Source organism: Luteolibacter pohnpeiensis (assembly GCF_016595435.1).
Taxonomy (GTDB): domain Bacteria; phylum Verrucomicrobiota; class Verrucomicrobiia; order Verrucomicrobiales; family Akkermansiaceae; genus Luteolibacter; species Luteolibacter pohnpeiensis.
Map to the genome: position 1 here is coordinate 36,658 of NZ_JAENIJ010000003.1, position 26,133 is coordinate 62,790.

The window sequence follows — 26,133 nt, forward strand, 5'->3', positions numbered from 1 at the left end:
CGAATCATGTGACAAACTGATCGAAATCCATGAATTGAGCCGACTGGTATGTTGGCTGCATCGTTTTCACCATGGCATGGTTCCGACACCAAAACGAAATTGATGAGCCGCAATTGGAGCGCGGTCTCAAGAATCTCGTCTACGACGGCATTTGCTCGCAGGCGATGGGCGTGCTCACCGGGGGCGCGTTTCTGGTTGCCTTCGCACTGGAACTGGGTGCGTCGAACTTCGTGGTCGGCTCATTTGCTGCGATCATGCCACTTTGCCAGTTGCTGCAAATACCGGCTATTTTCCTTGTTGAGAAAACCGGCGGACGCAAGGCCTTGGTGGTTCTTCCGGTGATTCTCGGGCGCTTGGTTTGGATGGTGATTCCGATTCTTCCTTGGATTGTTCCTCCGGCCTGGCAGGTGACGGCATTGGTTCTACTGCTTTTCTGGTACTTCGGAGTCAGCTCCATCGCCGGATGCTCTTATAACTCGTGGATGCGTGATTTGATCCCGGAGGCGCGATACGGAATTTTCTTCAGCCATCGCTTCGCAGTTATCACGCTCGTTGGGGCATTGCTCACGTTGGTGGCGAGTTTCGGCGTCGAGCCCCTGCGTGCATGGACAGGGAGCAATATCATTCCGTACAGCGCCATGCTTGGAATTGGTGGTTTGGCCGGTCTCATCGGCGTGATCTTCCTCGGACGTGTGCCTGAACCGCCACCGCCACCTCAGGAAAAAGTTTCGCCATTTCGGATGCTGGCCGAGCCGTTCAAATCAAAGGATTTTCTGCGGCTATTGCGGTTCATGGGACCATGGAACTTTGCGATCAATATGGCCGCCGCATTCTTTGGCGTGTACATGCTGCGGCGGTTGGAGATGCCCATCTCGACCGTGATTTTCCTCGCGGTGGCGAGCCAGTTGGTGAACGTGTTTTTCTTCAAAATCTGGGGGACGATCGCGGATCGTTGGAGCAATCGAGCGGCACTGATCGTTGCCGGGCAATTGTTCTTCCTCAGTTTGTTGCTCTGGCCATTCACGACGATGCCGGAGAAGCATGCGGGCACGTTGCCGCTGCTCATCATCATTCACGTCCTTTCGGGAATTTCCACCGCAGGGGTGAACCTCTGTGCGGGGAATCTCGCGATGATCAGTGCGCCACGCGGCAAGGCGACTTCGTTTCTCGCAGCGAATGCCGTGGTCGCTGGAATCGCAGCAACGATCGGACCGTTGGTGGGTGGTTACATGGCGGATCGAATGGCGGATGTTCAGGTAACCATCGACCTATCTTATACCGCGGCTGTTGATAAAATCGTACCGAAAGAAATTCCTGCGATCAATCTGCAGGGCCTGGACTTCGTTTTTCTAGCAGCGGTGATTGTCGGATTCTATTCGATTCATCGCCTTGCCTATGTTCGTGAGGTTTCAAAAACGGAAGCCCCGCTTCGGTTGCCGGTCTTGTTCAACGAAACCCGGCGAGCCATGGCTCACGTCTCGAACGTTGCCGGACTTCGGAAGCTGACCTACTTCCCGTTTGAGCTGCTGACTCGCGCCAAACCTGGCTCACGGCAGAATGCCGGGAAGTCAAAACATCCCGGTCCGCAGCGCCCGGCTGGCCCGCAGATTCCGATCGGAGAATTCACTCCGATGCCGGAGCCTTCCACTCATGAATCCACGCAGGATCATCCTGAAAAATCCGATCATGAGCCGGAGTAGCGATTGAACTCAATGGTTCTAACAAAAACCTAGCAGCCTAACCGATGGAGGCAACGCTCGACCATGGATTGATATCCTGACCCGAAAAGATTCACATGATTGAGGGCGTGGTAGAGGTCATAAATCGGTTTGCGCTGATCTCTCCCGACGGCTGGATCTCCATAACCTTGGAGGAAATCCGGATCGAGCGGTGGACCAAAAAGTTCCATCATCGCCAAGTCGGTTTCCGGATCGCCGAAATACGGGGCGGGATCAAACACCACGGCGGAACCATCAGTCAAAGATCCAAAATTGCCGGACCAAAGATCGCCGTGCAGCAGCGCCGGGAGAGGGGAATGAGCTTCGAGCCGATCTCGAATGGCAGTGATGATCCTACCCAACCGATCGAACTGAAAAAATCCTGCGGCGGCTGCGAGACGCCATTGGGGCTTGATGCGATGCTCGATGAAGAATTCGGTCCAATCTTTTGAGCGGGTGTTGTCTTGGGGAGTCGTGCCGATGAAATTGTTTTCAGCCAAACCATATTCATCCGAAGTAACCGCGTGCAGCTGCCTGAGTTGTTCTCCGAGATCGCGCTTTGAAGCTCTGGATTCGATGGTTAGATCGAGCCACTCCAATGCGATCCAATACCCATGGTCCGGCAATTGTCGCTGATCGATCAATCTTGGCACCCGGATGTGAGGGGAGAGGAGCTTCAGACCATGGGCTTCAGCTTGCAGGAGTTTCGCAAGATGGCCTGCACCTGATTTTACAAACAAGGTGCGACCATCATCCAAATCCATGCGTCTCGCAGCATGAATGCAGCCGCCTCCCACGGGCGTGACTCGCTGTAGATCAGCTCCCAGTTGCGCTGCAATCAGGTGGTCTGCATCGTCTGCCATACTTTCATCATGGTTTAGGATTCATTCGGTGAATATCTGAAAGCGAACGACGTATCAACCGTGGAGTCGAGAAGCGTGCCGTCATCCACATGGTAAAAACTTCGCAGGGAATACTGGCGATATCCGCGATCTTGGTTCATGATGTGAGACGATCCAATTTCGCATGACCCTCCTCCAATTCTATCTTTCCAAAATCAAATCCATGTTGTGGGTGAGGCCGGTGTTGCTCAGTGGCGCTGCGATTTTTTGGATCATTTTTGCTTCTCTAGCAGATAAGCGATTTCCGGAAAAATGGACGATCCAGATCGAGAAAGAGACCTTGGTTGATTTGTTTACGATTCTTGCGACTACCATGCTCACCGTAGCTACGTTTTCAGTGTCAGCGGTTGCGTCGGCATTTGCATCGGTCGCCAGTTCCGCTTCGCCGCGGGCGACACGGATTGTCATGAGTGATACCGGTGTTCAGTCGACTCTGGCGTCATTTCTAGCTGCTTTTATCTATGCCTTGGTTTCGATTACCGCGCTGAGTGGTTTCAGTTTCGGTCGCTCGGGGCGCTTCGTCTTGTTTGTAGGATTTGTCGCGATCGTCGCCTGGGTGCTGATGTCTTTCTTGCGCTGGGTCGATCGTGTATCGCGCTTGGGTAAACTTGGGGACACGTTGGACCGAGTCAGCCTAGCTGCCCGGGAAACTCTCTCGAACCCGCAAATGGTCGGACCTCTTGGCGGTCGACCTTTGTCGGAATCCAATCATGAGCAATCCGCAGGCTTGGCGTGGTTTCCGGAGAAGTTCGGTTACATCCAATACATCAACATGGAGGAGCTGCAGAAGCTGGCGGAAGAGTTGAAAACGGAAATCGTGCTTCAGGTGAGACCCGGTTCGCTCGTCACCAAAAACATCCCCATCGGGAAATTGTATGGCGGCACCAAACCGGATGACGAAGTTTGGAGAAAACTTCAGCGCTGCCTGGCAATCGATAACAACCGCAACGAAACCACGGATCCGCGCTTTGCCATGATCCTGATGGCCGAGGTGGCGGATCGGGCACTATCTCCAGCGGTCAATGATCCCGGGACGGCGATTGAGGTGCTCTCCATCCAGACCGAACTCTTCCACATTTGGGCAACCAATGACCTCGACCGCAAAGTCGGTCAGGCTGATTTTGATCGGATCTTTGCCCCCTGCATCGCCGCGGAAGATCTTGTTTTTGACGCCTTCCATCCGATCGCGCGTGATGGCTCGGCGATGGTGGAAGTCGGGATGCGACTGCAAAAAGCGCTTTGGTCCATCATGCATCTGGATCACGAAGATTTGCGCCAAGCGGCGGACGGATTTCGCCAGACCGCGTTGGAGTATTTTGAGCACGGGCTTTTGATCGAGTCTCAACGGCAGCGTGTGAGAGAGCTGGCGCGGAGAGAGCTTTCCAGAGACTAGCGAGAATCTGGAGTGCGGTGGGCTGTCGGTTCGGCGATAGATCGGGTGGATGCTGCTTTGAGAAAACTCGCCAATGCGGGCGATGGATCATCCGTTCTCCACGCCATCGAAATTTCCAGACATGGGGCTTCGCCATCGAGATCGATGAAAGAAATGCCGGACATTTTCAGGCACATGGAAGGTGCTGCAGAAAAGTGAATACCGGCTCCGGAGGTGACCAATCCCATGCAATGTTCCTGCTCCGTTTTGACCCGGATTTTCGGCCGGAAGCCGCTCCGTTCGCAGCAGCGCAGAATCCCTTCGAACATCCCTGGATCTTGGGCACGTTGATGCAAGATGAACGTTTCGTGGCGAAACTGATTCAGGCTTACGGCCCCTGGTTCTTTGGCCAGCGGATGATCATCGCGCACTGCCAATTGCAAGCGAACTGAGGCAAACAGGACCGATGATAATTCCGAATGCAGCACAGGCGGTAAGACAAATCCAACGTCCAAATTTCCGGATGCCAGTGCCTCCAGTTGATCCGCCGAATTCATTCCCACCATTTCCACGGCCATGCTCGGTTCAGTTCGGCCGAAATGATTCATCAGTTCCGGCAGGCCTGTAAAATACGCCGATGAAGTGCTGCCCACCCGCAGCGGTCGGGCTTGTGAGCTGACTTCGTGTCGGATTCTCCGGCCAGCTGCTGCGGCTGCATCCAGCAGTGATCGCGCTTCCTCCAAAAACAGCCAGCCCGCGCGTGTCAGTTCCACTTTCCGCGTGCTGCGCACAAAAAGCTGGGCATCGATTTGGTCTTCCAAAGTCGAAATCATCCGGCTGAGCGGTGGCTGGCTCATGTGCAAACGCTCCGCTGCTTTCCGAAAATTCAATTCTTCCGCGACAGCGACAAAGGCGCGCAGCACTCGGAGGTCGTCAATCATTGATGCGTATTAGGTATCAATCGTCTTGCGGAATGGGAAGTACGAAACAGGCCGACACTGGTTTATGAATCCGCCATGACCTCAAATGATCCACTTCTTAAGCCCACTGCCCCAGAGCTGCTTTTTGATCGCGAACGCGCGGCGAATTACGACCAATTCACGGGGCGTATTCCCGGTTTGCGCGATACGATGCTGCATTTCCTCGGTGCAGTCATGGCGGATTTACCGGCGGATTCGCGAATTCTTTGTGTCGGAGTGGGAACTGGAAATGAACTCATCTTCCTCGCCAAACTTTACCCGGACTGGACTTTTGTCGGGATCGATCCTTCGGAGCCGATGATGAACATTTGTCGCACAAAAGTCGCTGAAGCAGGTTTGGCGGATCGCTGCGAACTTCACACCGGCTATCTTGATTCGTTGGCACTGGATCGCGGTTTTGATGCGGCAACCTGCTTGCTGGTTTCGCATTTCCTGATGGAAACAAGCGAACGACAGGAGCTGTTTGCGAACATCGCGAAGCATTTGAAGCCCGGCGGAATGTTGGTGAGCGCGGATTTGGCGACTGCCATCGATACTCCGGCCTACCGAGCACTTACGGCTCCGTGGTTCCGGTTGCTGTTGCCACCGGAGGCCACGCAGAAGGATTTTGAAAATGCCCGTTCCGCCCACGGCACGGCGGTGGCTTTGTTAGATCCTGTGGAGGTCGAATCGCTGATTCAATCCGCTGGTTTCACTCAGCCGGTCCGGCTTTACCAGTGCCTCCTGATACACGGCTGGGTCAGTTACCAATTGGCGCCAGCTGACTGAAAATCGGATTGCGCAAGCCTCAACCGTTGGTTGGCGTCTTCGCAAGCGTGTCCAGGCCAAGGCTGGCGTAGATTTCACGGGTCGCGTGGCTTTTGTTCAGCGTGTAAAAATGCAGCCCGTCCACGCCCTCGTCCAAAAGTCCGGCACATTGTTCGGCAGCGTAGTGGATGCCAACGCGTTCGACGCTTGCGGGATCTCCATTGGCCCGGCTGAGGGTGCGCAGGAGTTTGGCAGGATAGCGCGCGCCAGCGGCTAATTCTGCCATCCGGCGCATGCCTTGCTCGGAGGTGATGGGCATGATTCCGGCAATGATTGGGACCTGAATGCCAGCCAGTCGGCATCGATCGCGGAAATCGAGGAAATCGTGGTTATCGAAGAAAAGCTGGGTGCAGATGTAGTCGGCGCCGGCGTCGATTTTCGCTTTCAAGAAATCCATTTCATTCATCCGGTTCGGAGTGGCAGGGTGGCCTTCAGGAAATCCAGCCACGCCGATGCCAAAACCTTGTGGCTGAGGATGACAGTCGGTCTGATTGAATTCTGCGATGAATGCGACCAGGTCTTTGGCATGGGTGAAATCTCCCTGCGACCAGTCGTAATTCGGCTGGTCGCGTGGCGGATCGCCCCGGAGTGCGAGGATGTTGCCAACGCCAGCGGCAGCGTAGCGTTCCAAAATCGAACGGATCTCTTCCTGGGTATGACCGACACAGGTCAGGTGCGGGACCGGAGGAATGGAAGTGGTGTGTTTGATGCGCAAGACCAGATCATGCGTCAGCTCCCGGGTGCCGCCACCCGCTCCATAGGTGATCGAGACAAACGACGGGGAAAGTGGCTCCAATTCCCGGATCGTCTGGTAAAGATCTTCGCATGCGGCTTCGGATCGTGGCGGAAAGAATTCGAACGATAGTGAAGGCTTGCGTTGGGCGAGAATGTCGTGAATGTGCATGGGAATGCGAAAAAGACCGGTTGGGATGACCGTGGATTTACCTGAAACTTTGCTGGGTTGATGGTGTTTTTATCGGTGGAGCGGCTCAATGATGGGCCGGAAACCTGGTCAAGAAAAACGCTTATTTTGCCGATGAAAACAATCTCCATTTCGCAAATCGTCGCAGGACTGCTGCTGCCGGGTGCTGTTCAGGCCCAAGAGGTTCCCAAGAATCCACCGCAAGAGCAGCACGTTCCGGGACCCCATGCTCACGACGATGGAGATCCTGGCGGCCCGCCGGACGATCAAGGTTGGCGCAAAGCTGACACCGACGGCGATGGAAAGCTCTCGAAAGAAGAATTCATGGCAATCACCAGAATTGGCCAGTTGCCGGAAGAGAAACGGGAATTGCTGTTCGCTCGCTTGGATAAAGACTCAAATGGCAGCTTGGATGCGGATGAACTGGAGCGAGGTCGGCCCCGTCGTGGCCGTCCAATGCGTCGGCTCTGGGAGCTGGATGTGGACCACAGCGGCGGCGTGAGCTTCGAGGAATTTAAAAATGGCGAGATGTTCAGCAAACTGCCACCGGAAAAATGTGAGGAACTCTTCAAGCGACTCGACACCGATGGGGATGGGGAGATCACGGGCAAGGACCGACCAGAACCACGGCCCGCACCTGAACCCGCCGAAATTGTCAAAATGTTGGACACCGACGGCGATGGATTGGTGTCCTACGAAGAATTCAAGAAGGACCCGTTTGTCGAGCGAATGATCGATCGCGAGATTGAACGCGAAATGAACGACAGCCCGCCGGAATTTGATCCTGAAGAGAATTCAGGAGAGTGAGAAAATATCGGAATTCTTCGATCGAATGATCGACTAAAAAAGGCCACCCGGAGTGATCCAGGTGGCCATTTTTGGAATGGGGATGAGTGGCTCGCTTTATTGATTGGCCACGGTGATTTCCGCATCACCGTTGGAGCGGGCGACCGCGCGGCGGATGTTGTTTCCTTTGCGGTTGCTCCAGATGTAAACCAGCGGAGAAGCGAGGAAGATCGAGGACAGGGTGCCGATCACCAAGCCGATGAGGACGGTGAATGAGAAGTCCCGGAGAGTCGGGCCACCGAAGATATACAAGACAACCACGGTGAGGATGGTGGTGCCGGAGGTCAGCAAGGTCCGTGACAGCGTGGAGTTGATCGCGCCATTCATGATGTCTTTGATGGAGCCGGTATCCACTTGCAGGCGCTCACGGATGCGGTCGTAGACGATGATGGTGTCGTTGATCGAATAACCAGCCAGCAACAGCAGCGCACCGACATGGATGAGCGAAAGTTCCTGACCGCAGAGAATCACAATGCCGAGGGTCATCAAGACGTCGTTGATCGTGGTGATGAACGCACCAACTGCGAATGCAAATTCGAACCGGATCGAGATATAAATCAGGATGCCGACAAGGCTCAGGCCAAGTGCGATCAGCGATTGGTAAAGGAAGCTTTTACCGAGCAGGGAGGAAACCAGCTGTTTGTCAGCGCTGATGTCGTAAATGGTTTCCCCGGATTTTGCGTCCTGGTGTGATTCGCCGAGCAGGGCAACAGAGCTGCGAAGGCCGGTGATGACTTTGTCCACGTCTTCGTTCGCGCAGCGAATGCTCATGGTGACTCCGGTTGCCGGATTGCTCAGTTCCGTGGCATAGGCTTCCTTCTGCAACTTGAGTGAGGCGAGAGAGGATTTTACCTCATTCAGTGGCAGGCTTTTGCCTTCCGGAATTTGGAAATCAATGGTGGTGCCCCCAGTGAAATCGATCCCGAAGATCTTGTCCTTGTGAATCAAGCCACCGGCGATGCTGGCCACATAGATGACGGCAAGCAGGATGAAGCTGAGTTTCCGCTTGGAGAGGAAATCGGTGGTGAGTGAAGGGACCAGATGAAGGAAGCTAAGCTTTTTGAGAATCCCGAAGTGCAAACCCCAGCGGAACAGAACGCGGGTCACCAGGATCGATGCGAACATGGTGGAAATGAGTCCGACGATGAGCGTGATCGCGAAGCCGCGGATCGGGCCACTGGCGAAGTGATACAGAATTCCAGCGGTCAGCAGCGAGGTGATGTTGGAGTCAAAAATCGCGCTGAATGCCTTCTCGTAGGCGAGATTGACACTGTGCTGGAGGGACTTTCCGCTTTCAATTTCTTCCCGCAGGCGCTCGTAGATCAGCACGTTGGCGTCGACCGCCATACCGATGGTGAGAACCAGACCGGCGATACCTGGGAGTGTGAAAGGGAAGCCGAACATGGCCATCGCTCCGAAAAGGATGATGCCGTTAACGATCAGGCCGATGATGGCGATGAAACCAGCGGTGCGGTAGTAAACCAGGACAAACAAGAAGGTAAGCGCGAGGCCAACAATCCCCGCATAGATGCCTTGTTTGATCAGCGCAGTACCGTAGGAGGCGGAAACGTGCTCGTTGGATTCAACCGTGAGCGGGTTCTCCAGCGGGTTCATCAATGCATCGGAAAGTTCTTTTGATTCACCGGCTTCGTAGAGTCCCGAGATTGAGAATTGAGATCCGAGAGGAACTGACTGAACGGTTGGCGCGCTAATCACCTCACCGTCGAGAACGATGGCGATCCGGTCGGTGCCGGGTTGCATGTCCTTGGTCAGTCGGATCATCTTATCACCACCTTCGGAGTTGAGGTTGATCTCGACCTGGGTTGAATCTTGTGGATTCGGAAAAGCGACTTTGACATCGGCACCTCCAAGGGCGGCAGCGCGCTTCAGGAGAATGGGTTTTTCAAAGGTTTTTCCATCATCGGTTTTGCCCTTGTAGACAAAGGCCTTGTAGCCAGGTTCGATTTCGTTGCCTTCCGAGACACGCTGGGCCAGCGTTTTGCCAGCAGCATCCGGCTTCTCGGAATCACGGCTCACGGCGTGAAGTTCCAGTTTAGCGACTTTTTGGATAACCTTCTCGATGTTTGCAGCCTCTTCTTCGGTCACCCCGGGCATTTGCACCAAGATGCGGTCTTCGCCTTGGCGCACGATTTGGGCTTCATTGGTGCCGGTGCTGTCCAGACGCTTCCGAAGAATGGAAATCGCCTGGGCGATTTGATCATCGGTTGGCGGTGTGGGATTGTCTTTGTCGCGTGGTTGGACCCTGAGGGTGAAGGACGAACCACCGATGATGTCGATACCGCCCTTGAGTTTCTCACTTGGTGGCACGACTGCGGACAGGCAGAGCGTGCAGATGATAATCAGGAGGAGGGAACCCAGATTTCGCTTGTACTTTTCGATATCGGTCGCGAAGTACCAGAAGAACAGGATGAGCAGTGCAAGACCGATGATGAACAGCACCAACGGGTCTTTATATATATCGATGAATGCAAGCATGGCGTGATGTTTCTGGTAGGTGTGCGCGGATCAGCGCGAAATGGCAAAAACCTGGATTACTTCCCGGCGGTATCTTTCTTGGCAACGTTTGCGATGGCGGGTTTGTCGAATTCGAGAATCGTTCCTTCCGCGACTTTCACCATCACTGTGTGCTCTTTGACGTGGTGAACGATGCCGTGGAGACCAGCCGTGGTGACGACGCGATCACCATTTTGAAGCGCTGCAATGCGAGCTGCTTGTTCCTTCCGCTGCTTCTGTTGTGGCCGAATCATGAGGAAATACATGATGACGATCAGGCCGATGAACATGGGCGCCTGACTCGTGAATGGATTGGGTGTGGTATTGGCGGCTAGGACGGAAACAGCGGAAAGTGGACTCATGGCGTGGTGGATTGCGAATTACGGGTGTAGCGATCGATGAAATTCTTTTTGAAATCGAGGAAATTTCCGGCGGAAATGGCCTCACGCGCCTCACTGACAAGGCGGAGGTAGAAATGCAGATTATGAAAGGAAAGCAAGCGCAACCCTAGGATTTCCCCGGCGCGGAAAAGATGGCGCAGGTAAGCGCGTGAAAATCCGGCGACGTGTGGATGCGCGCTTTCGCAAATCGGCCGCGGATCTTTGGCGTGAATCAGGTTTTTGATGTTGATCGGCCCGTCCAGCGTGACGGCCATGCCGTGGCGGGCAATCCGGGTTGGCATGACGCAATCGAACATGTCGACGCCTCGACCGATCATTTCCAGAATTTGCGGTGGGGTGCCAAGTCCCATGGCATAGCGCGGCTTGTTCTGCGGCAAAAATGGCACGGCGTTGTCGATCGCGCGGAACATTTCTTCTTCGGGTTCGCCGACGGAAACCCCGCCGACTGCGTAGCCGTCGAAGTCCATTTCCACCAATTCGCGGGCTGATTGCTCGCGCAGGTTGGCATAGATGGAGCCTTGAACGATGCCGAAGTGATGCTGGCGTCCGGTGCCGGAGCGTGGCTCGTTGGCTGTTATCCAGTCCTTGCAACGTCTGGCCCAACGAGTGGTCAATGCCAGAGACTTGGCGGCGTAGGCTTCATCGCACGGATAGGGCGGGCATTCGTCGAACAACATCGCAATGTCCGATCCAAGTGCTGCCTGGATTTCCATGCTCAGTTCAGGGGTGAGCAGCATTTTTGAACCATCCAGGTGGTTTTGGAAATGAACGCCCTCCTCCGTGATCTTACGAAGTTTGGATAGTGACCAGACCTGAAATCCGCCGGAATCGGTGAGAATCGGTTTCTGCCAGGTGGTGAAATCATGCAAGCCACCAAGTTCCTTGATCAATTCGTGCCCCGGGCGGAGCCAGAGGTGGTAGGTATTACCGAGAATGATCTGTGCCCCGAGCAGATCCAGCTCTGTTGGGTGCAAGGTTTTGACCGATCCTTGAGTGCCAACCGGCATGAAAATCGGGGTCTCGACCTTGCCATGAGGCAGCACGAGCTCGCCTCGGCGAGCGGAGGATGCGGGATCAGCGGCTAGAACGGTGAATGACAAGGGACGGGGTGGATACGGCAGAAGAGCCTCCAGGCCAAGTGAAAAGGGGGTTCCAGCGGCAACCTGCGCACCGGAAAGCGATTTTTAGCGGAAAAAACGAATAAATTTTCCTGACGACTTTCTTATGATCGCGTAGTTTCATCATCCGAAGTCGGATTTCCACGAAACCAACCCATCGAACCCCTAATCACCAAAAACCATGAAATATCTGTTCAGCATGCTTTTCGTCGCTTCCATGACCGCTTCCTTCGCACACGCTGAGTGCGAAAAATGCAAGGATGGCGAAAAGAAAAAGGAAACTGTGACCCTCACCGATTGCGACAAGTGCAAGAAGGGTGACAAGAAGGAAGAAACCGCGCTCGCCGAATGCGACAAGTGCAAGAAGGGCGATAAGAAGGAAGAAACTGCCCTTGCTGATTGCGACAAGTGCAAGAAAGGCGATAAGAAGGAAGAAACTGCGATCGCTTGATTCGAGTTTTTTGAGTCTTCAGTCAGCCGTCCGGGGAATTTTTCTACCGGCGGCTTTTTTATTTTTATCATTCAGAGATGCTGGAAGTCGTTTGCGGGTTAATGCTGGATGCGGACGGGAGGGTGCTGGCGTGTCGTCGAGCGCCGGGCCGCTCCATGGGTGGTTTTTGGGAGTTTCCCGGCGGAAAAATTGAAATCGGAGAAGCGCCGGAACAGGCGTTGCGGCGGGAATTGATGGAGGAGCTGGCGGTGGATGTGAAAGTGGGTGAGCCTCTTGAGCCGGTAGTCTGGGAAGGTGATACGACGCGAATCCGGCTTTCTCCCTTCTTGTGCAGAATCTCCGGTGGGACTCTCGTGCCGATTGAACACGATGAAATCCGTTGGTGTGCCTGGACCGAGCTGGCAGATCTGGAATGGGCGCCGGCCGATCGGCCGATTGTGAATGAATTCATAACTCGAAACAGCTGATTGACTTGGGAAAATGGAGTCTCTAGTTTGAAGTAGTCTCCAAACCCATGAAGATTCTTTCTCTCCTGCCAATTTTCGGCTCCGGGGTGACAGCGCTGCTCATCAGCGTGTTGCCCGCCGGAGCACAGACGACCCGACCGCAAGATGATCCGGCTTACCTGAAGAAGGCCGCTCTTAAAATCGATCAGCACATTGCGTCGTTTTACAAGAAGCAGGGGCTTTCGGTGCCGGAGGTGACCGATGATGCGACCTTTTTGCGGCGCGCATTTTTGGTTTCGATCGGCCGCATTCCTAGTGCTGAAGAGGCACTGGCATTTCTGGAAATTGAAGATCCGGATAAACGGGAGCAGCTCATTTCCTATCTTCTGGCATCACCAGGCTATTCCAGTCACATGACGAACTGGGCCTTTGACCTGCTTCGGGTGCGGGACCGGGTCGAGGGAAAACCCATTGATTTCGAACCCTACCGGAACTGGGTAAGGACGGCGATCGACAACGATATGCCGTGGAATGAAATGACGCATCAACTGCTTGCTTCGGCAGGTGATGGCTGGGATCCGGAAACGGCAGCCGTCGGCTACTACACGGCCGATCGTGGCATGCCGCTCGATAACGTGGCCAATAGCATGCGGGTCTTTCTGGGATCACGCATGGAGTGCGCGCAGTGCCACGACGATCCATTCGGAAACCAGACCGAGCGACTGGATTTTTATGAATTGGCGGCGTTCACGAATGGTCAGGAGCCGCTAAGGCGCGATTACATGCAGGAGCTTTATGATGAACTGAACAAGGGCAAGGAATACGCGACCCGGAAATTCAGCATCGCCCAGCTGATGTATAACAAAGTCTACGGGCTGTCTTTAGGTGGTGGCGGCACTGGCAATATCCATCTACCGGAGGATTATCAATATCGCGGAGCCATGCCGGGGGAGCTTGTCGGTGCCCGCACGCCGTTTGGTCGGCAGGTTCGTGTTTCGGAAAAACGGCCCCGGGACGATGCCCGCAAAATGCTGGCCGAGTGGGTGACAGCCAAAACCGGAGATCAATTTTCGGTCGTGATTGCCAATCGCATGTGGCGCCGGGTCATGGGGAAGGGGATTTACGAACCAGTCGACAGTTACATTCCCACTGAAGACAGCCATTATCCTGAATTGGTGACGCTGGTTTCGAACCTGATGGTCGAAATGGGCTATGATTTGCGGGCATTTCAACATGTCCTGCTGCTGACACGCACATTCCAGTTCGCCACCAATCCGAATCCGTCAGTTGTCGCTGGCGGCGATGATTTCCACGGTCGTAAAATTGAGCGCCTTTCCGCCGAACAGATCTGGGACTCCTTGATCACCCTTTCCGATGGAGATCCGGATCGGAAACCTCGCCGTGGTTTCGATGACCGGATCAAGATCGACGGCAAGCCGGTTCTGGTTGGTCAGAAAACGATGACACAACTGTCCAAGGAAGTTCTCGCCCTCAAATCGAAGAAGGAGGTGACAGAGTATTACAATCACCTGGTGAGCCTGATCGAAGAAGGCAATCCGGGGGACGGCAACGCAGGCGGTAATGCCATGATGTCGATGATGTCCGGTGGCGAATTGTATGATAAAGATGCAATGGTGCGCGCTTCCGAGCTGCCTTCGCCCGCGCCACCCGATCACTTTTTATCCACCTTTGGCCAATCCAATCGCGAAATTGTCGATGCCGATACCCGCGAGCCGAATATTGGTCAGGTGTTGTCTCTGATGAATGGATTTGTTCAGGATAAGTTGGTCAATAATCCGAATGCTCACCTTTATCAAAGCCTGAAAGATGCGAAGACGGATCAGGATAAAATTCGGCGATTATACATCACCATCCTGAGTCGACCACCCTCTCAAGAGGAGATGGGCTGGATGATGGATGAAGTGAAAACCCGCGGTGAAAACGGATATCACAACATCGTCGCAGCCTTGGTGATGTCTTCTGAATTCCTATTCCTCCAATAGAATCCTCTCTAAAACCCCAATCCACTTTCCCATGAACCCATTCAATCGAGCTGACGAGCTAACCCGCCGCCAATTCATGTCGAATGCCGCTCGAACTTATTTAGGCGTGCATTTGTTTCCCATGCTCGGCGGCAGTATCGCATCCGCCGCTCCGGCGAAAGAGATCGCTGCCAAGGCCAGGGCCAAACACGTCATCTATCTCTACATGGATGGCGGGATGAGCCATGTTGATACCTTTGATCCAAAGCCTAAAAACAAGGCCATCATGGGAAAAACGGAAGCCATTCCAACCAATGTCGACGGCATCATGGTGGGGCATTATTTGCCAAATACGGCGAAGGTGATGGACAAGCTGTGCGTCATCAATTCCATGAATTCGACACAGGGCGCTCACGAGCAGGGTTCGTATGTGATGCATACCAGTTACAATTTGCTCAACACCATCCAGCATCCTTCACTCGGCGCATGGGTTCAGCGTTTGGGTGGACCGCTCCATCCTGACTTGCCTCCGTTTGTGGCGATCAATACCGCCGGGAAGCGGGTCGGCGGCGGATTTTTTGGTGCAAAGTTTGCGGCAGCGCCCGTGGGTGATCCGAATCAGGGCCTAAAGGATTCGAAATTGGCAAAAGAGGTCGGGCAGGACGATTTTTCCCGTCGCTTGGCCTTGGCCGACAAGATGAATCGGCAGTTTCACAACCGCTACCCCAACGCCGACGTGAAGGCATATGAGGAGCTGTATCGGGATGCGATCAATCTGATGAATTCCAAGGATCTGAAAGCTTTCGATCTATCTCAGGAATCAGAGCAAACTCGCAAACTTTACGGTTCCGGCCGTTTTGCCCAAGGGTGCTTGCTGGCGCGCCGTCTGGTGCAGAACGATGTTCGTTTTGTGGAAGTCGCGCTTGGAGGGTGGGACACCCATTATGACAATTTTGCCGGGGTCGAAGGGCGGTGCAAAGAATTTGACCAAGCCTATGCGGCGCTCATCACGGATCTCGCGGCTTGCGGGAAACTTCAAGACACTTTGGTCGTCGTCGCGACTGAGTTCGGTCGGACACCCGAGTTGAATGCGGAGCATAACAATGGGCGGGACCATCATCCGGCTGCATTTTCATGCGTTCTCGCAGGGGGCGGAGTGAAAGGAGGAATGACCCATGGCTTGACCGATGCCGGAGCCAACAAAGTCAAAGAGGGGCTGGTTTCAGTGCAGGATTTGAACACCACCATCGGCTATGCCCTCGGGCTGCCTTATGATCTCGTGCTCTATTCCCCAAGCAAACGGCCCTTTAAAATGGCTGGTGCTGATAAAAATCAGGGCAAACCTGTGACCGAGCTTTTTAGTTAAGTTAAGATTTTTTAGTTTTCATGGCGGATGAGTTGCTGATATTACATTTGTGTGCGTGAAGTGCGTTGCTGGTAAGCGATTCATTTCTATCCACTAGCTCCCGAACAAACAGACAAATGCTGAAAAAACCACTCGCAATACTTGCGTTGATGGCGGCTGGATTGGTGTCCAGTCATGCGGCCATCACGATCACTGAACCTACCGACACCATCGGCGCTGGTACCTTGGATTCTGGCACTGGAATCTTTACCATTGCTACCGCCCAAAGCGGATTTCTGGGTAACTATTATCCAGCTGGCGAATCCCCAGCAATGGCGATAGATGGCAATCCAGAAACCAAGTATCTGAACTTTAACTCGCGTAATACCGGATACATTGTAACTCCCACTTACTCGTCCTACATCGTAACGAGTTTGTTCCTGTCCACCGGGGGCGATGCTCCAGAGCGTGATCCGTTGACTTTCTCTCTCTATGGAAGCAACTCCGTGACGGCTTCTTCCACACCCGATGATACCTTTGACCTGGCTGATTTCACTCCGATCGTCCTCGACATGTCGACTGGTCTTGAGACCGATCCGGGCCGCAACACCGCATCTGCGAGCCAACCAACCTTCGCGAACGATACGGCCTACACCACCTACCTCTTGGTTTTCCCAACGGTTCGTCAATCGGATGGAAGCCCTCTTTTCCAGATTGGAGAAGCCCGCTTGGAAGCGGTTCCAGAACCGACTTCCGCGCTGTTGTTGAGCTTAGGAGCCCTGGGCTTCCTTGGCTTCCGCCGTCGCAACTGATTTTCTAAGAATTCTTCCAGGCCAGTCGGGTTTAACCCGGCTGGCTTTTTTTATGGAGTTGAAGCGCGCTGCCTTTCCAAATCCAACATTTTGGCGAATCCATCCGGGTGAACATTTTTCAAGCGAGCCCAGCCTGAAGGAATGCCTAGGCCATATCTTAGACACAGCCGACCCTGAATTCCCCAAAGAATCACTACAGCTGCAAACATGATGAATATGCCAGTGAGGAGAATAATCGATAAGGTTTCAAGCCGGATGTTGGCTTGAGATATTCCTAATCCGATACCTAAAAAGAAAGTCGCTATCCCAACTACAAACATCCCGATCGCAATCCTGATGCGTCTACGATCGCGAAGAACCGCAGTTTTATCCCGATAAAGCCGAATATTGATAGACTTTGGTTCCCTCGGTGATTTTGGGAATAATCGACGCAGAAGGATCAGCGATAAAGGTAAAAGAACCATGAGGGCGATTTCTACAAATAGGCTCAGTCCTATTCTTGGTGCGAAGATCAAGGGTAGTAATGTGAAATAAATCAGCTGCGCCCAAAACGGCATACCGCCAAAAAGTCGCATCGGAACTTCGATCAATTCAGCGTCATCATCACCGGTATCGAGATTCACCTTGGGCAAGGCCGCATGATTTCTAACCAGAATATTGAGTCCATCAATATACCAATCGTGCGGAGACTCCACCGGATCTTCCATGAGTTCCGGGGGAGCGTAGGGATTGGTGGCTTGCACGTTTGGGTGTTACTCCAATCGGGTTACCCCTTGGAGAAAAAGATCAATCCCATCGGTTAGAGCCAGCCAACTGGCTTCGATGATGTTGTCGGAAACACCAATGGTGCTCCATGTTTTTTCTCCATCGGTGGAAACAATCAAAACGCGGGTGATCGATGCCGTCGCGTCGCGCCCTTCCAGAATCCGGACTTTGTAATCGAGCAGCGATACGTTGGCGATTTGTGGGTAGAAGGGCAGTAGTGCTTTCCGTAATGCCAGATCCAGAGCGTTCAGGACGCCTTTTCCTTCTGCGACTGTAAGCTCAGGGGTGCCATTGACTTCGAGTTTCACGGTTGCTTCACAAACCGGCGGGTGGCCGTCGCGATATTGTCGGAAGCTGGTGTGGTATTCGTTGAGAGTGAATGGCTTGGTGTAACGTTCAAGCTCTTTCAGAATCAGCAATTCCAGCGAGCCGGACGCGCTTTCGAAGGAGTAGCCATCGTGTTCCAGCTCTTTCACCCGGCGCAGGACGGCGCTTGCTTCGGATGATCCTTTTTCCAATGGAATGCCGAGCTGCTCCGCCTTGATGAGGATGTTCGATTGGCCGCTGAGCTCGGAAACGAGAATGTTTTGCGAATTGCCGACACTTTCCGGGACGATGTGCTCGTAGCTGCGGGCCAGCTTTTGCACCGCGTTGACGTGCATGCCGCCTTTGTGCGCGAAGGCGGTGCGACCGATGAATGCGGCGCGCGCAAAGTGTGGATTGTTCGAGATGTCGTCTACGAAATAGGAAAGATCGCGCAGGTTCTCAAGCTGAGGAACCACGTCGAGCCCGAGCTTCAATTGCAGAATCGGGATTACGGAAGTTAGGTTGCAGTTTCCTGTTCGCTCGCCGTAACCATTGATGGTTCCCTGGACTTGCTTGGCTCCCGCGCGGACCGCAGCGATCGCGTTGGCGACCCCGAGTTCGCAGTCATTGTGGGTGTGGATGCCGAATGGCGTGTCAGGAATGCGGGCTTTGACGACTGAACAGATTTTCTCAATCTCGGAAGGGAGTGTGCCGCCATTGGTATCGCAGAGGACCAGGCAGGAGGCCCCCCCTTCGGCAGCGGCGATCAGGGTGCTGAGCGCATGTTCGGGGCCGTCCTTGTAGCCATCGAAAAAATGCTCTGCATCATAGATCACCTCGCGGCCATTTTGAACCAAATGGGCCACGGTATCGCGAATCATCGCCTGATTTTCCTCAATGGTGGTGCGCAAAACCTCGGTGACCTGCAACTCCCAGCTTTTGCCGAAAATCGTGACCACCGGGGTTTCCGCGGCGAGAAGCAGTGCCACTTGTGGATCGTCTTCCACCGCGGTGTTGGCACGGCGGGTCGATCCAAATGCGGCGAGCTTCGCGTGCTTCAGCTCAAGCTTCTTCGCTTCCTGAAAAAACTCGACGTCCTTCGGGTTCGATCCCGGCCAGCCGCCTTCAATATAATCCACGCCGAATTCATCCAACCGAATCGCAATTCGCAGCTTGTCGAGGCCGGAAAGTTGGAAGCCTTCGCCCTGCGTGCCATCACGCAGGGTCGTATCGTATAGGAAAACGGGTTTGTCGCTCATCGCTTGGGGGGCGGAGCGTAATGAGTGTTAGTAAGTTGGGCAAGTTTGTTCTGAAGCGGCTTAAAGCAGATGCTTCGCCGCTTGTTCGACATCCTTGTCGCCCCGACCCGATAAATTCGCGATGATGATCGAGTCTTTCGGCAAACTACCCGCGATTTTCGCGACATAGGCCATCGCGTGAGAACTCTCAAGAGCTGGGATAATGCCTTCGCAATAAGCAAGTTGCTTGAATGCGGCCAGCGCTTCATCGTCGGTCGCGTAGGTGTATTCCACACGTCCGGCGTTTTGAAGGTAGGCATGCTCCGGTCCCACTGCTGCGTAGTCCAAACCTGCGGAAATCGAGTGCGTGAGCTGGATTTGACCGTCGTCATCCGCCAGCAACCAAGTCTTGGTTCCTTGTAAAACGCCGAGCTTGCCGCCTTGGAATCGGGCAGCGTGTTGCTCCGGTAAAATTCCGTGACCACCGGCTTCCACGCCCACCATGCGGACGTCCGTGTCCTGCAAAAATGGATGGAAAAGCCCGATCGCGTTGGAACCGCCACCGACACAGGCGACCAATAAATCAGGCAGGCGGCCTTCTTTTTCCAGAATCTGCTGACGCGCTTCGAGCCCGATCACCCGATGGAAATCGCGGACGATCATCGGGAAAGGATGGGAGCCCAAGGCGGAGCCGAGAATGTAGTGGGTGGTTTCCACGGTGGCTACCCAGTCGCGCATCGCTTCGTTCACCGCTTCCTTGAGTGTCGCCTGACCTGCCGTGACGGCACGGACTTCAGCGCCCATCAAACGCATGCGCGCAACATTCAGCGCCTGGCGTTCCATATCGACCGAGCCCATGTAAACCACGCATTCCATGCCGAAGCGTGCGCAAACGGTCGCGGTGGCAACGCCGTGTTGACCGGCGCCGGTTTCCGCAATGATGCGGGTTTTGCCGAGCCGTTTGGCGAGAAGAATCTGGCCGATCGCATTGTTGATCTTGTGCGCCCCGGTGTGGAGCAGGTCCTCACGCTTCAGGTAAATTTTTGCGCCACCCAGCTCTCTCGTCCATCGCTCCGCAAAATAAAGTGGCGTGGGGCGGCCCACGTAATGGGTGAGGAGATCGTTGAGTTCCTCATGAAACGCCGGATCAGCCTTGGCTTCCTCGTATGCGCGGGAAAGTTCCTGCAACGGGGTCATCAAGGTTTCGGGCACGAACATACCACCGAATTGGCCGAAATGGCCGGTGGCATCAGGCATGTTAGGAAGCGCGGAAGGCATCTGCAGCGATCATTCCTCGTGATTCGCTATGATTCAAGGGCGAGTTGCGTTTTCGCGGATGGAAGCGGCAACTGATCCGATCCGAGCAAGGAATCCGTTAATCCGGATTTTGATCTTTTTTGCCCTTTTGATAAAACCAGTTTGCGAGCAGCCCAAGCAGTCCTCCTATCACAAACAGCGCCAGAACCCCTGGTAGGTCTGCCCGTACTCTTCCGCCTAAAGCCAGAGCAAGTCCGGCTAAAATAAAGAAAAATAGCAAGCAGCCGAGGCCACCTTGAAGAAATGATTTCGTTTTACGAGGCATGGCGGCAGATGGCTAGATTCTGTTGCTTTCGTGAGTTCTGATGAGAACTACTCGCATGTCGTCGCGAGTCAATGTTGAAGCGATCTCTCAAAGTGCATTCTGAGAATTGCGGATCTTCGATGATGAATGATTGCTGCTAGCATTCGAATTAATGGATTCAGAAGGGGGGCCTTCAGAAAGGGTGCCGTCATTTGCCAGACTGCCCGCTGAATTTCTCAACCACGATCGGCGCATCATTTTGCTGTTTATCGCCGGGTGTGCTGCGGCCGTCGGCGATTTGTTGTTCCAGCAGGGCTCTCAAATGGGTGACGACTTCCGGATGTTCGGCCTCAACATTGGTGGTTTCGGAGATGTCCTTGCTCAGATCGTAAAGCTGCACCGCAGGCAGGCCACGTTTCATGGCAGCTTGATCGGTTGGATTTCCCCAGCCGCCACTGCCGGGGCAGAGTTCCAATTTCCATGAACCTTCGCGAATGGCGAAACTGCCATTGTTCGAATGATGAACGATGGATCGGCGAGGGGCTTCACCCGTTTTACCCAGAAGAAGTGGCAGAATGCTGATGCTGTCCTCGGCGGCATTGTCGGGAAGTTTGACTTCTAACAGGTCGGCGCAAGTGGCCATGAAATCGCCGAGGCAAATGAGAGCCGGGTTGGTGCTTCCAGCTGCCACTTTGCCAGGCCATCTCACCACAAACGGCAAACGGTGGCCGCCTTCCCAGATGTCGGACTTGAGACCCCGAAATTGAGCACTGGGATGATGACCTTGCTCCTCCAAGGCTTTCACTCCAGCCATGGGCGCACAACCGTTGTCACTGGTGACGATCACCAGTGTTTGCTCGGCAATGCCGGTTTCATCCAAAGCAGCAAGTACGGTGCCGATCGTAGCATCGGTTTGCATCACGAAATCCCCATAAGGACCGAGACCGCTTTTGACCTGCCATTCCTTACTGGGAACCAGCGGCGTGTGCGGCGCGGTCAGAGGAAGGTAGAGAAAAAATGGTTTATCGGATTTCGCATGCTTGCGGATGTATTCGTCTGCTTTTTGGGTCAGCATCGGCAATACCTCGATCGCCTCAAAATCTTTCGCCGCTGGTCCAACGCGGTCCATGAACAAGGACTTTTCAGTATCGATGGCCGGTGAGAAATGATCGCCATCGATGAAGCTGTAGGGCGGCATGTCGAGTGACGCTGCAATTCCAAAGAACTCGTCAAAACCACGGCTTGATGGGGTATCGAGGATCTTCTCATTCAAATGATCGCGACTAGGCAAAGTCATACCCAAATGCCACTTGCCGAAGCAGGCGGTATCATAGCCGTGATTCTTCAGCAGGGTCGCCACGGTCATGCGATCCGGCGCGATCAATGGTTTTGCAAAACCGCCGGGGACACCGCTTTGCAAGTGCGTTCTCCAGTTGTAGCGACCTGTTAGAATGCTGTAGCGGCTGGGAGTGCAAACGGATGAGCTGCTATGCGCATCCGTGAAACGCATCCCTTCAGCCGCAAGCTGATCGATATGGGGTGTCGCGATTTTGCCGTCCGGATTGAGGCAATGGACATCTCCGTATCCAAGGTCATCCGCGAGGATGTAGACGATGTTCGGAGTTTCGGATTTTGCCGTCGTCAGTTGAGCGAGACCAAGGAAAATGAGAAAACAGACAAGGGGCTTGGGTTTCATGGATGGAGCGGAGAAGGAGTGGTGAAAACGATGGGTTTGAAGCTCGTTCTACTCATTTCAATCGATGATCGCCGAATAGGGCGATTACAAATTGTGACGAAAAAGCGGCGACAAGGGGAACGTTTGGAGGGGATCTAACATACAATGGTAGGCTCGTAGCCCTTTTGACTGATGAAACGAAATAAACGCAACTGGATCTTGGCCGGATGGATGGTGATTTTCGGATCGGTTTCCTTTTTTCAGACCGCCTGTGCCGCTGAGGAAAAAACTGAGGAATCGCGGCCGAATTTTCTGATCATCGTTGCTGATGATCTCTGCTGGCGTGATCTCGGCTTTGAAGGGAATCAGGATGTGAAAACTCCCAATCTGGATAAGCTGCGCACCGAGTCGATGCTGTTGGAAGGAATGTTCGATCCCGCATCCACGTGCTCGCCGACGCGCCACGCACTTTACACGGGACTGTATCCAATCCGCAGCGGTGCTTATCCAAATCACACCCGGCTCTACGATGGGACTCGTAGTTTGTTTTCAGAATTGAAGGATGCTGGCTACCGGGTTGCGTTGCAAAATAAAGAGCATGTCGGGCCGGTTGCGTCATTTCCCTACCAGCACATCGAAGGGGCGGATGACCTTTCGGTCACTCGCTCGTTCCTGAGCCGGGATGCCAAACAGCCGTGGTTTTTGGTTTATGCATCGAATGATCCGCACAGCCCGTGGACTCGCGGAACGCCCGCCGATCCCGATAAAATCAAGATTCCGCCTTATCTTCATGATAATCCGGTGACCCGCAAGTTGCTCGCGAAATACTATGGCGAAGTCGGAAAATTTGATTCGCAGGTGGGGAATCTGCTGAAGTTGTTGGAGGAAACCCAACAGGCTGAAAACACACTGGTGTTGTTTGTTAGCGAGCAAGGCAGCAGTTTTCCATACGGCGGAAAATGGAGTCTCTACGACAATGGAATCCATGCTTCGGCGCTGGCACGCTGGCCCGGCAAAATCAAACCCGGAAGTAACAGCAAGGCCTTGATGCAATATGTGGATGTCGCTCCGACATTTCTTGAGGCTGCTGGCATTGATCCCACGAAAGTTGATGTCAAATGCCCCGATGCCAAGGGGAATACCGGATTCGATGGCCGTAGCTTTCTCTCGATTCTGGAAGGTGGAGATGACCAGCTCCGCGACTATATCTTTTCACAACATACTACCATTCGGATGTTCGGCGCCATTGGGCCATACCCGATGCGTGCGGTGCGGGATCAACGATATAAGCTGATCCGCAACCTGGCTCCTGAGCTGACATTCAGCATCGGTGGTCTCCATAAATCGCAACCGCTGATTTCATGGAAAAAGAACGCGGAGAAGCAGCATGACGATGCATTGGCGGCGAGGGTCGATTGGCTGTTTCATCGACCGGGAGCCGAGTTATACGATCTTCAGGAAGATCCGTATGAAACCAAAAACCTGGCGGAACAACCCGAGATGGCAGAGATCAAAGAGCGGCTCCAGAAGGAACTGGATCAATGGATGGACCAACAGGGGGATAAGGGGATGGAAACAGAGAAGGAAGCCAAAAACCGTGGGCCAGCCGGTGATTGATGGTTCACGGGCTGTCTGTCAAATCGATGCTCACCGTAGTATTGAATGAGCGGATCAGTTCCACCACCTTGCTTCCTTCCTTACCCTCCGGTGCTGCGAGGAGAACGTAGGTCCTGTGGGACATGACTTCGTGATGGATTACGGTATATTCCAAATTGAATTTTGAAATCAGCTCGCCTGGTGGAGGTATGAATTTAAGGGCCGCCGCAATGACCATTCGTGGATGTGACAACACATGTTCATGGGGATTGGACGGGTCTGAATCGGATTCAATGGGGCGGGTATCCGGTTTGAGTTCAAGGTCACCGATTTCCACCGTCCACTTTTTCCCGTCTGGAGATTCAGGATGAATCCGTTCTGCTAGATATTTTCGCAACAGCGGAAATGCCTTTTCCTTGGCGGGGAGCGGCTTTTTAAGAGCCAGCTCCAGCTCCGATAAGGGCAGGATCAGGGATGCCGAAATGGCTGCATCGGAGGGTCGGAGTAGCAGTTCGGAATGCGGGGCAGGATGTGCTTGTAGAGCCACGCAGACGAACAGCGAAATCGCGATGACAATGAGTGATTTCATGGTGCCGTTACGACAATTCTGAAAAACAGCGGTGGGGTAGAGTCAGTGATCGAGATCACGGCAGACTGGTAGTCATCCGACTCATCGCTGAGCTCGATGGAGATTTGATCATTTTCTTCTAACGAAATCCAATCGGTTAGATTCGTGCTGGTCTGAGGATCCCACGTAACACTGCCAGTGTCCGCCGGGATCAGGAATGAAAATGACAAGGTCGAGGTGCTGGAATCATAGCTAGCTGTCGGAAGGATCTCTGAATCGGGAGTAGCAGGGTCACCCCCGAAAAACCATTCCAGAAGTGCACTGATGCCGTCTCCATCGCTATCATCCTCTGCGTCAGACAGATTATTTTCTTCGAGAAACGTCTCAAAAGGCTCGGTGGATGCCTCGGTTACAACGATCGTGGCGACGTCACTGGTCGTTTTTCCAGCCGTGCTGGTCACTGTGACTTTATATTCGCCTGCGTCGTTGGTCGTGGCCGATGTCACCTCATACGTTGCATCGGTTGCGTCGGTAATTGCGGTGTCATCCAGATACCATTGATAGCTGAACTCAGAGGGCGTGCCGGTGGCCGCTACAGTTAATGTCAGGGTGTCACCCTCAGCGATTTCAGCACTCGCGGGCTGGGAGGTAATTTCCGGAGGAAGTAGGGTGGTCGCTACGGTTGTCGAGCCGTAGGCGGCTCCGTAGTCCGCGAGTTTATCACGAACCACCGAGTGATCATGGATGCCACTTTGATCATAGACTCCTCCTTGGACGACATATTCGATCCATAGCCGTGGGCCATCCACCCGGAAATAGCTGCCGCTTGATCCAAGCGTGGTAGAACTTCCTCCATATCCGATGTAGGTGTCTGCAAGAGCTTCGGGGCTGGTGTAGTTCGCCGCCATCACATCCGAGATGGAGGCATCTGGTTTGTTGATCCAAAAATTGATATATTCCAGAACGAGCTCCTGTTGGGCGGTGGTCAGAGAGGAATACAGCTGGCCGCGGTCGGAAGTTGGATAGGATTTTGGCTGCACGGTATCGTGATTTCCGGTTCCATTGGGGCCGAATACCACATCGCTGAAAGTGCCGCTTAGCTTTGCGCTCGTGGTCAGAGTGGGACGAAGGGATTCCAGAATTTCCCTTGGCGTGCCGAGTGGACTGTAGGTCGTGCCGCTGATGGTGAAACTGTTGGGTTCCGTTCCTGAGAACATCGGAGTTCCGCTGACGTAAGTCCCATTGTAGGTCAGATTATAGGCGAGGTGGTGTCCACCAATTTGCAACGTCCATGGCGTGGTGGTGGAGGGAGTGCCGATGAAGGCGATATAGTATTTATAAAACCCCCACATGCTGTTGGTCGTGCCTTTTGAGTTGGTCACTTCACCGCTGATGTATTTGTCTGCCAGCCGGATTTCATCGAATAGGGTGACACCTTGGTCACTGAGCGCGGTTTCCACGACGGCCAGTGCTGCATTGTATTGCTCGGTGGTTAGTCCTGAGAATTGGAGTCCGTTGCGAGTGGATGCTGAAACAGGGACGTTTGACCAAGTCGTGACGTTTCCGATGGTGGCACTGAATAGACAAGTGCTGTTGGATTGCGAGGATGATACGGTTTTCTGAGAAGTGGAAAGCAACGCCATGAAATCGTTGGCGGCTTCCACAACTGCCTCGGTATCGGCATAGACAGGAGCGCTAAGCAGTAGGGTAAAAAGCAGAGTTTTCATAGGATACGGGGTTTCTCCAGCAATCGACGTATAACTTCTTTCGCATTAAGTCATGATTAAGTCACGCCTTTCTGGTTGGGT

General features: G+C 53.8%; 24 protein-coding genes. 10 read left to right on the forward strand and 14 right to left on the reverse strand.

The annotated features are described in order from the left end of the window. Positions 1–71: 71 nt before the first annotated feature. Positions 72–1,700, forward strand: coding sequence for an MFS transporter (locus JIN85_RS02415; protein WP_200267292.1), 1,629 nt, complete (start codon positions 72–74; stop codon positions 1,698–1,700). A 29-nt stretch (positions 1,701–1,729) separates the two neighbouring features. Here JIN85_RS02415 and JIN85_RS02420 read toward each other — a convergent pair whose 3' ends face one another. Both JIN85_RS02420 and JIN85_RS21615 read right to left on the reverse strand, forming a co-directional pair. Beyond that, entirely contained in the window at positions 1,730–2,581 is an 852-nt protein-coding gene (locus tag JIN85_RS02420; RefSeq protein WP_200267293.1) for a fructosamine kinase family protein, read from the reverse strand. 14 nt (positions 2,582–2,595) lie between these two features. Further along, a complete protein-coding gene (locus JIN85_RS21615; RefSeq protein WP_267906601.1) occupies positions 2,596–2,721 on the reverse strand; it encodes a hypothetical protein in 126 nt (41 codons plus the stop codon). 23 nt (positions 2,722–2,744) lie between these two features. Here JIN85_RS21615 and JIN85_RS02425 point away from each other — a divergent pair, with 23 nt between their 5' ends. Continuing rightward, positions 2,745–4,013: a DUF2254 domain-containing protein gene (locus JIN85_RS02425; RefSeq protein WP_200267294.1), complete on the forward strand. Its 1,269-nt coding sequence runs from the start codon at positions 2,745–2,747 to the stop codon at positions 4,011–4,013. Here the strand turns inward: JIN85_RS02425 and JIN85_RS02430 are convergent. Further along, entirely contained in the window at positions 4,010–4,933 is a 924-nt protein-coding gene (locus JIN85_RS02430) for a LysR family transcriptional regulator (protein ID WP_200267295.1), read from the reverse strand. The two genes, JIN85_RS02425 and JIN85_RS02430, sit on opposite strands and share 4 nt — an antisense overlap. 75 nt (positions 4,934–5,008) lie before the next feature. On the opposite strand from JIN85_RS02430, the gene JIN85_RS02435 reads away from it, so the two are divergent. Further along, a complete protein-coding gene (locus tag JIN85_RS02435; RefSeq protein WP_200267296.1) occupies positions 5,009–5,740 on the forward strand; it encodes a class I SAM-dependent methyltransferase in 732 nt (243 codons plus the stop codon). Positions 5,741–5,759: 19 nt separating this feature from the next. On the opposite strand, the gene metF is transcribed toward JIN85_RS02435, so the two are convergent. Continuing rightward, positions 5,760–6,683: a methylenetetrahydrofolate reductase [NAD(P)H] gene (gene metF, locus JIN85_RS02440; RefSeq protein WP_200267298.1), complete on the reverse strand. Its 924-nt coding sequence runs from the start codon at positions 6,681–6,683 to the stop codon at positions 5,760–5,762. Between the two features lie 132 nt (positions 6,684–6,815). Here metF and JIN85_RS02445 point away from each other — a divergent pair, with 132 nt between their 5' ends. Next, positions 6,816–7,508, forward strand: a complete 693-nt coding sequence (locus JIN85_RS02445; RefSeq protein WP_200267300.1) for an EF-hand domain-containing protein — start codon at positions 6,816–6,818, stop codon at positions 7,506–7,508. Between the two features lie 96 nt (positions 7,509–7,604). Here JIN85_RS02445 and secD read toward each other — a convergent pair whose 3' ends face one another. The 3 genes from secD to tgt are packed head-to-tail and all read right to left on the reverse strand — an operon-like array spanning position 7,605 to position 11,562. Continuing rightward, positions 7,605–10,043 carry a protein translocase subunit SecD gene (gene secD, locus JIN85_RS02450; protein WP_200267302.1) on the reverse strand — a complete coding sequence of 813 codons (2,439 nt, stop codon included), beginning with the start codon at positions 10,041–10,043 and terminating at the stop codon, positions 7,605–7,607. Positions 10,044–10,099: 56 nt separating this feature from the next. After that, entirely contained in the window at positions 10,100–10,423 is a 324-nt protein-coding gene (yajC, locus tag JIN85_RS02455) for a preprotein translocase subunit YajC (RefSeq protein WP_200267304.1), read from the reverse strand. After that, a complete protein-coding gene (tgt, locus tag JIN85_RS02460; protein WP_200267306.1) occupies positions 10,420–11,562 on the reverse strand; it encodes a tRNA guanosine(34) transglycosylase Tgt in 1,143 nt (380 codons plus the stop codon). Before tgt ends, yajC begins: the two co-directional genes overlap by 4 nt. 199 nt (positions 11,563–11,761) lie before the next feature. Here tgt and JIN85_RS02465 point away from each other — a divergent pair, with 199 nt between their 5' ends. The 5 genes from JIN85_RS02465 to JIN85_RS02485 all read left to right on the forward strand — a co-directional run bounded on the left by JIN85_RS02465 (position 11,762) and on the right by JIN85_RS02485 (position 16,616). Further along, positions 11,762–12,031, forward strand: a complete 270-nt coding sequence (locus JIN85_RS02465) for a hypothetical protein (protein ID WP_200267308.1) — start codon at positions 11,762–11,764, stop codon at positions 12,029–12,031. 101 nt (positions 12,032–12,132) lie between these two features. Next, a complete protein-coding gene (locus JIN85_RS02470; protein ID WP_234047205.1) occupies positions 12,133–12,498 on the forward strand; it encodes a (deoxy)nucleoside triphosphate pyrophosphohydrolase in 366 nt (121 codons plus the stop codon). Positions 12,499–12,545: 47 nt separating this feature from the next. Further along, positions 12,546–14,480, forward strand: a complete 1,935-nt coding sequence (locus JIN85_RS02475) for a DUF1549 domain-containing protein (RefSeq protein WP_200267312.1) — start codon at positions 12,546–12,548, stop codon at positions 14,478–14,480. A 31-nt stretch (positions 14,481–14,511) separates the two neighbouring features. Continuing rightward, positions 14,512–15,825 carry a DUF1501 domain-containing protein gene (locus JIN85_RS02480; protein WP_200267314.1) on the forward strand — a complete coding sequence of 438 codons (1,314 nt, stop codon included), beginning with the start codon at positions 14,512–14,514 and terminating at the stop codon, positions 15,823–15,825. 116 nt (positions 15,826–15,941) lie between these two features. Beyond that, on the forward strand, positions 15,942–16,616 hold the full coding sequence (locus JIN85_RS02485; protein ID WP_200267316.1) for a PEP-CTERM sorting domain-containing protein: 675 nt from the start codon (positions 15,942–15,944) through the stop codon (positions 16,614–16,616). A 50-nt stretch (positions 16,617–16,666) separates the two neighbouring features. On the opposite strand, the gene JIN85_RS02490 is transcribed toward JIN85_RS02485, so the two are convergent. From JIN85_RS02490 to JIN85_RS02510, 5 genes are all read right to left on the reverse strand, one after another. Then, positions 16,667–17,323: a hypothetical protein gene (locus tag JIN85_RS02490; RefSeq protein ID WP_200267318.1), complete on the reverse strand. Its 657-nt coding sequence runs from the start codon at positions 17,321–17,323 to the stop codon at positions 16,667–16,669. A gap of 45 nt (positions 17,324–17,368) precedes the next feature. Next, positions 17,369–18,946: a citramalate synthase gene (gene cimA / locus JIN85_RS02495; RefSeq protein WP_200267320.1), complete on the reverse strand. Its 1,578-nt coding sequence runs from the start codon at positions 18,944–18,946 to the stop codon at positions 17,369–17,371. 60 nt (positions 18,947–19,006) lie between these two features. Further along, entirely contained in the window at positions 19,007–20,203 is a 1,197-nt protein-coding gene (trpB, locus tag JIN85_RS02500; protein ID WP_200267322.1) for a tryptophan synthase subunit beta, read from the reverse strand. Positions 20,204–20,300: 97 nt separating this feature from the next. Further along, on the reverse strand, positions 20,301–20,507 hold the full coding sequence (locus tag JIN85_RS02505) for a hypothetical protein (protein WP_200267324.1): 207 nt from the start codon (positions 20,505–20,507) through the stop codon (positions 20,301–20,303). A gap of 187 nt (positions 20,508–20,694) precedes the next feature. Then, a complete protein-coding gene (locus JIN85_RS02510) occupies positions 20,695–22,182 on the reverse strand; it encodes a sulfatase family protein (RefSeq protein ID WP_200267326.1) in 1,488 nt (495 codons plus the stop codon). A 171-nt stretch (positions 22,183–22,353) separates the two neighbouring features. On the opposite strand from JIN85_RS02510, the gene JIN85_RS02515 reads away from it, so the two are divergent. Next, a complete protein-coding gene (locus tag JIN85_RS02515; RefSeq protein WP_200267328.1) occupies positions 22,354–23,778 on the forward strand; it encodes a sulfatase family protein in 1,425 nt (474 codons plus the stop codon). Positions 23,779–23,782: 4 nt separating this feature from the next. On the opposite strand, the gene JIN85_RS02520 is transcribed toward JIN85_RS02515, so the two are convergent. Continuing rightward, positions 23,783–24,346, reverse strand: coding sequence for a hypothetical protein (locus JIN85_RS02520; protein WP_200267330.1), 564 nt, complete (start codon positions 24,344–24,346; stop codon positions 23,783–23,785). After that, entirely contained in the window at positions 24,343–26,052 is a 1,710-nt protein-coding gene (locus tag JIN85_RS02525) for a DUF3500 domain-containing protein (RefSeq protein ID WP_200267332.1), read from the reverse strand. Before JIN85_RS02525 ends, JIN85_RS02520 begins: the two co-directional genes overlap by 4 nt. Between the last annotated feature and the right edge of the window lie 81 nt (positions 26,053–26,133).

What these genes read in the sequence shown, in the direction of transcription:
- JIN85_RS02415 (WP_200267292.1), top strand. Translation starts at nt 72, where the DNA reads ATGGCATGGTTCCGACACCAAAACGAAATTGATGAGCCGCAATTGGAG.
- JIN85_RS02420 (WP_200267293.1), bottom strand. Translation starts at nt 2,581, where the DNA reads ATGGCAGACGATGCAGACCACCTGATTGCAGCGCAACTGGGAGCTGAT.
- JIN85_RS21615 (WP_267906601.1), bottom strand. Translation starts at nt 2,721, where the DNA reads ATGAACCAAGATCGCGGATATCGCCAGTATTCCCTGCGAAGTTTTTAC.
- JIN85_RS02425 (WP_200267294.1), top strand. Translation starts at nt 2,745, where the DNA reads ATGACCCTCCTCCAATTCTATCTTTCCAAAATCAAATCCATGTTGTGG.
- JIN85_RS02430 (WP_200267295.1), bottom strand. Translation starts at nt 4,933, where the DNA reads ATGATTGACGACCTCCGAGTGCTGCGCGCCTTTGTCGCTGTCGCGGAA.
- JIN85_RS02435 (WP_200267296.1), top strand. Translation starts at nt 5,009, where the DNA reads ATGACCTCAAATGATCCACTTCTTAAGCCCACTGCCCCAGAGCTGCTT.
- metF (WP_200267298.1), bottom strand. Translation starts at nt 6,683, where the DNA reads ATGCACATTCACGACATTCTCGCCCAACGCAAGCCTTCACTATCGTTC.
- JIN85_RS02445 (WP_200267300.1), top strand. Translation starts at nt 6,816, where the DNA reads ATGAAAACAATCTCCATTTCGCAAATCGTCGCAGGACTGCTGCTGCCG.
- secD (WP_200267302.1), bottom strand. Translation starts at nt 10,043, where the DNA reads ATGCTTGCATTCATCGATATATATAAAGACCCGTTGGTGCTGTTCATC.
- yajC (WP_200267304.1), bottom strand. Translation starts at nt 10,423, where the DNA reads ATGAGTCCACTTTCCGCTGTTTCCGTCCTAGCCGCCAATACCACACCC.
- JIN85_RS02465 (WP_200267308.1), top strand. Translation starts at nt 11,762, where the DNA reads ATGAAATATCTGTTCAGCATGCTTTTCGTCGCTTCCATGACCGCTTCC.
- JIN85_RS02470 (WP_234047205.1), top strand. Translation starts at nt 12,133, where the DNA reads ATGCTGGATGCGGACGGGAGGGTGCTGGCGTGTCGTCGAGCGCCGGGC.
- JIN85_RS02475 (WP_200267312.1), top strand. Translation starts at nt 12,546, where the DNA reads ATGAAGATTCTTTCTCTCCTGCCAATTTTCGGCTCCGGGGTGACAGCG.
- JIN85_RS02480 (WP_200267314.1), top strand. Translation starts at nt 14,512, where the DNA reads ATGAACCCATTCAATCGAGCTGACGAGCTAACCCGCCGCCAATTCATG.
- JIN85_RS02485 (WP_200267316.1), top strand. Translation starts at nt 15,942, where the DNA reads ATGCTGAAAAAACCACTCGCAATACTTGCGTTGATGGCGGCTGGATTG.
- JIN85_RS02490 (WP_200267318.1), bottom strand. Translation starts at nt 17,323, where the DNA reads ATGGAAGATCCGGTGGAGTCTCCGCACGATTGGTATATTGATGGACTC.
- cimA (WP_200267320.1), bottom strand. Translation starts at nt 18,946, where the DNA reads ATGAGCGACAAACCCGTTTTCCTATACGATACGACCCTGCGTGATGGC.
- trpB (WP_200267322.1), bottom strand. Translation starts at nt 20,203, where the DNA reads ATGCCTTCCGCGCTTCCTAACATGCCTGATGCCACCGGCCATTTCGGC.
- JIN85_RS02505 (WP_200267324.1), bottom strand. Translation starts at nt 20,507, where the DNA reads ATGCCTCGTAAAACGAAATCATTTCTTCAAGGTGGCCTCGGCTGCTTG.
- JIN85_RS02510 (WP_200267326.1), bottom strand. Translation starts at nt 22,182, where the DNA reads ATGAAACCCAAGCCCCTTGTCTGTTTTCTCATTTTCCTTGGTCTCGCT.
- JIN85_RS02515 (WP_200267328.1), top strand. Translation starts at nt 22,354, where the DNA reads ATGAAACGAAATAAACGCAACTGGATCTTGGCCGGATGGATGGTGATT.
- JIN85_RS02520 (WP_200267330.1), bottom strand. Translation starts at nt 24,346, where the DNA reads ATGAAATCACTCATTGTCATCGCGATTTCGCTGTTCGTCTGCGTGGCT.
- JIN85_RS02525 (WP_200267332.1), bottom strand. Translation starts at nt 26,052, where the DNA reads ATGAAAACTCTGCTTTTTACCCTACTGCTTAGCGCTCCTGTCTATGCC.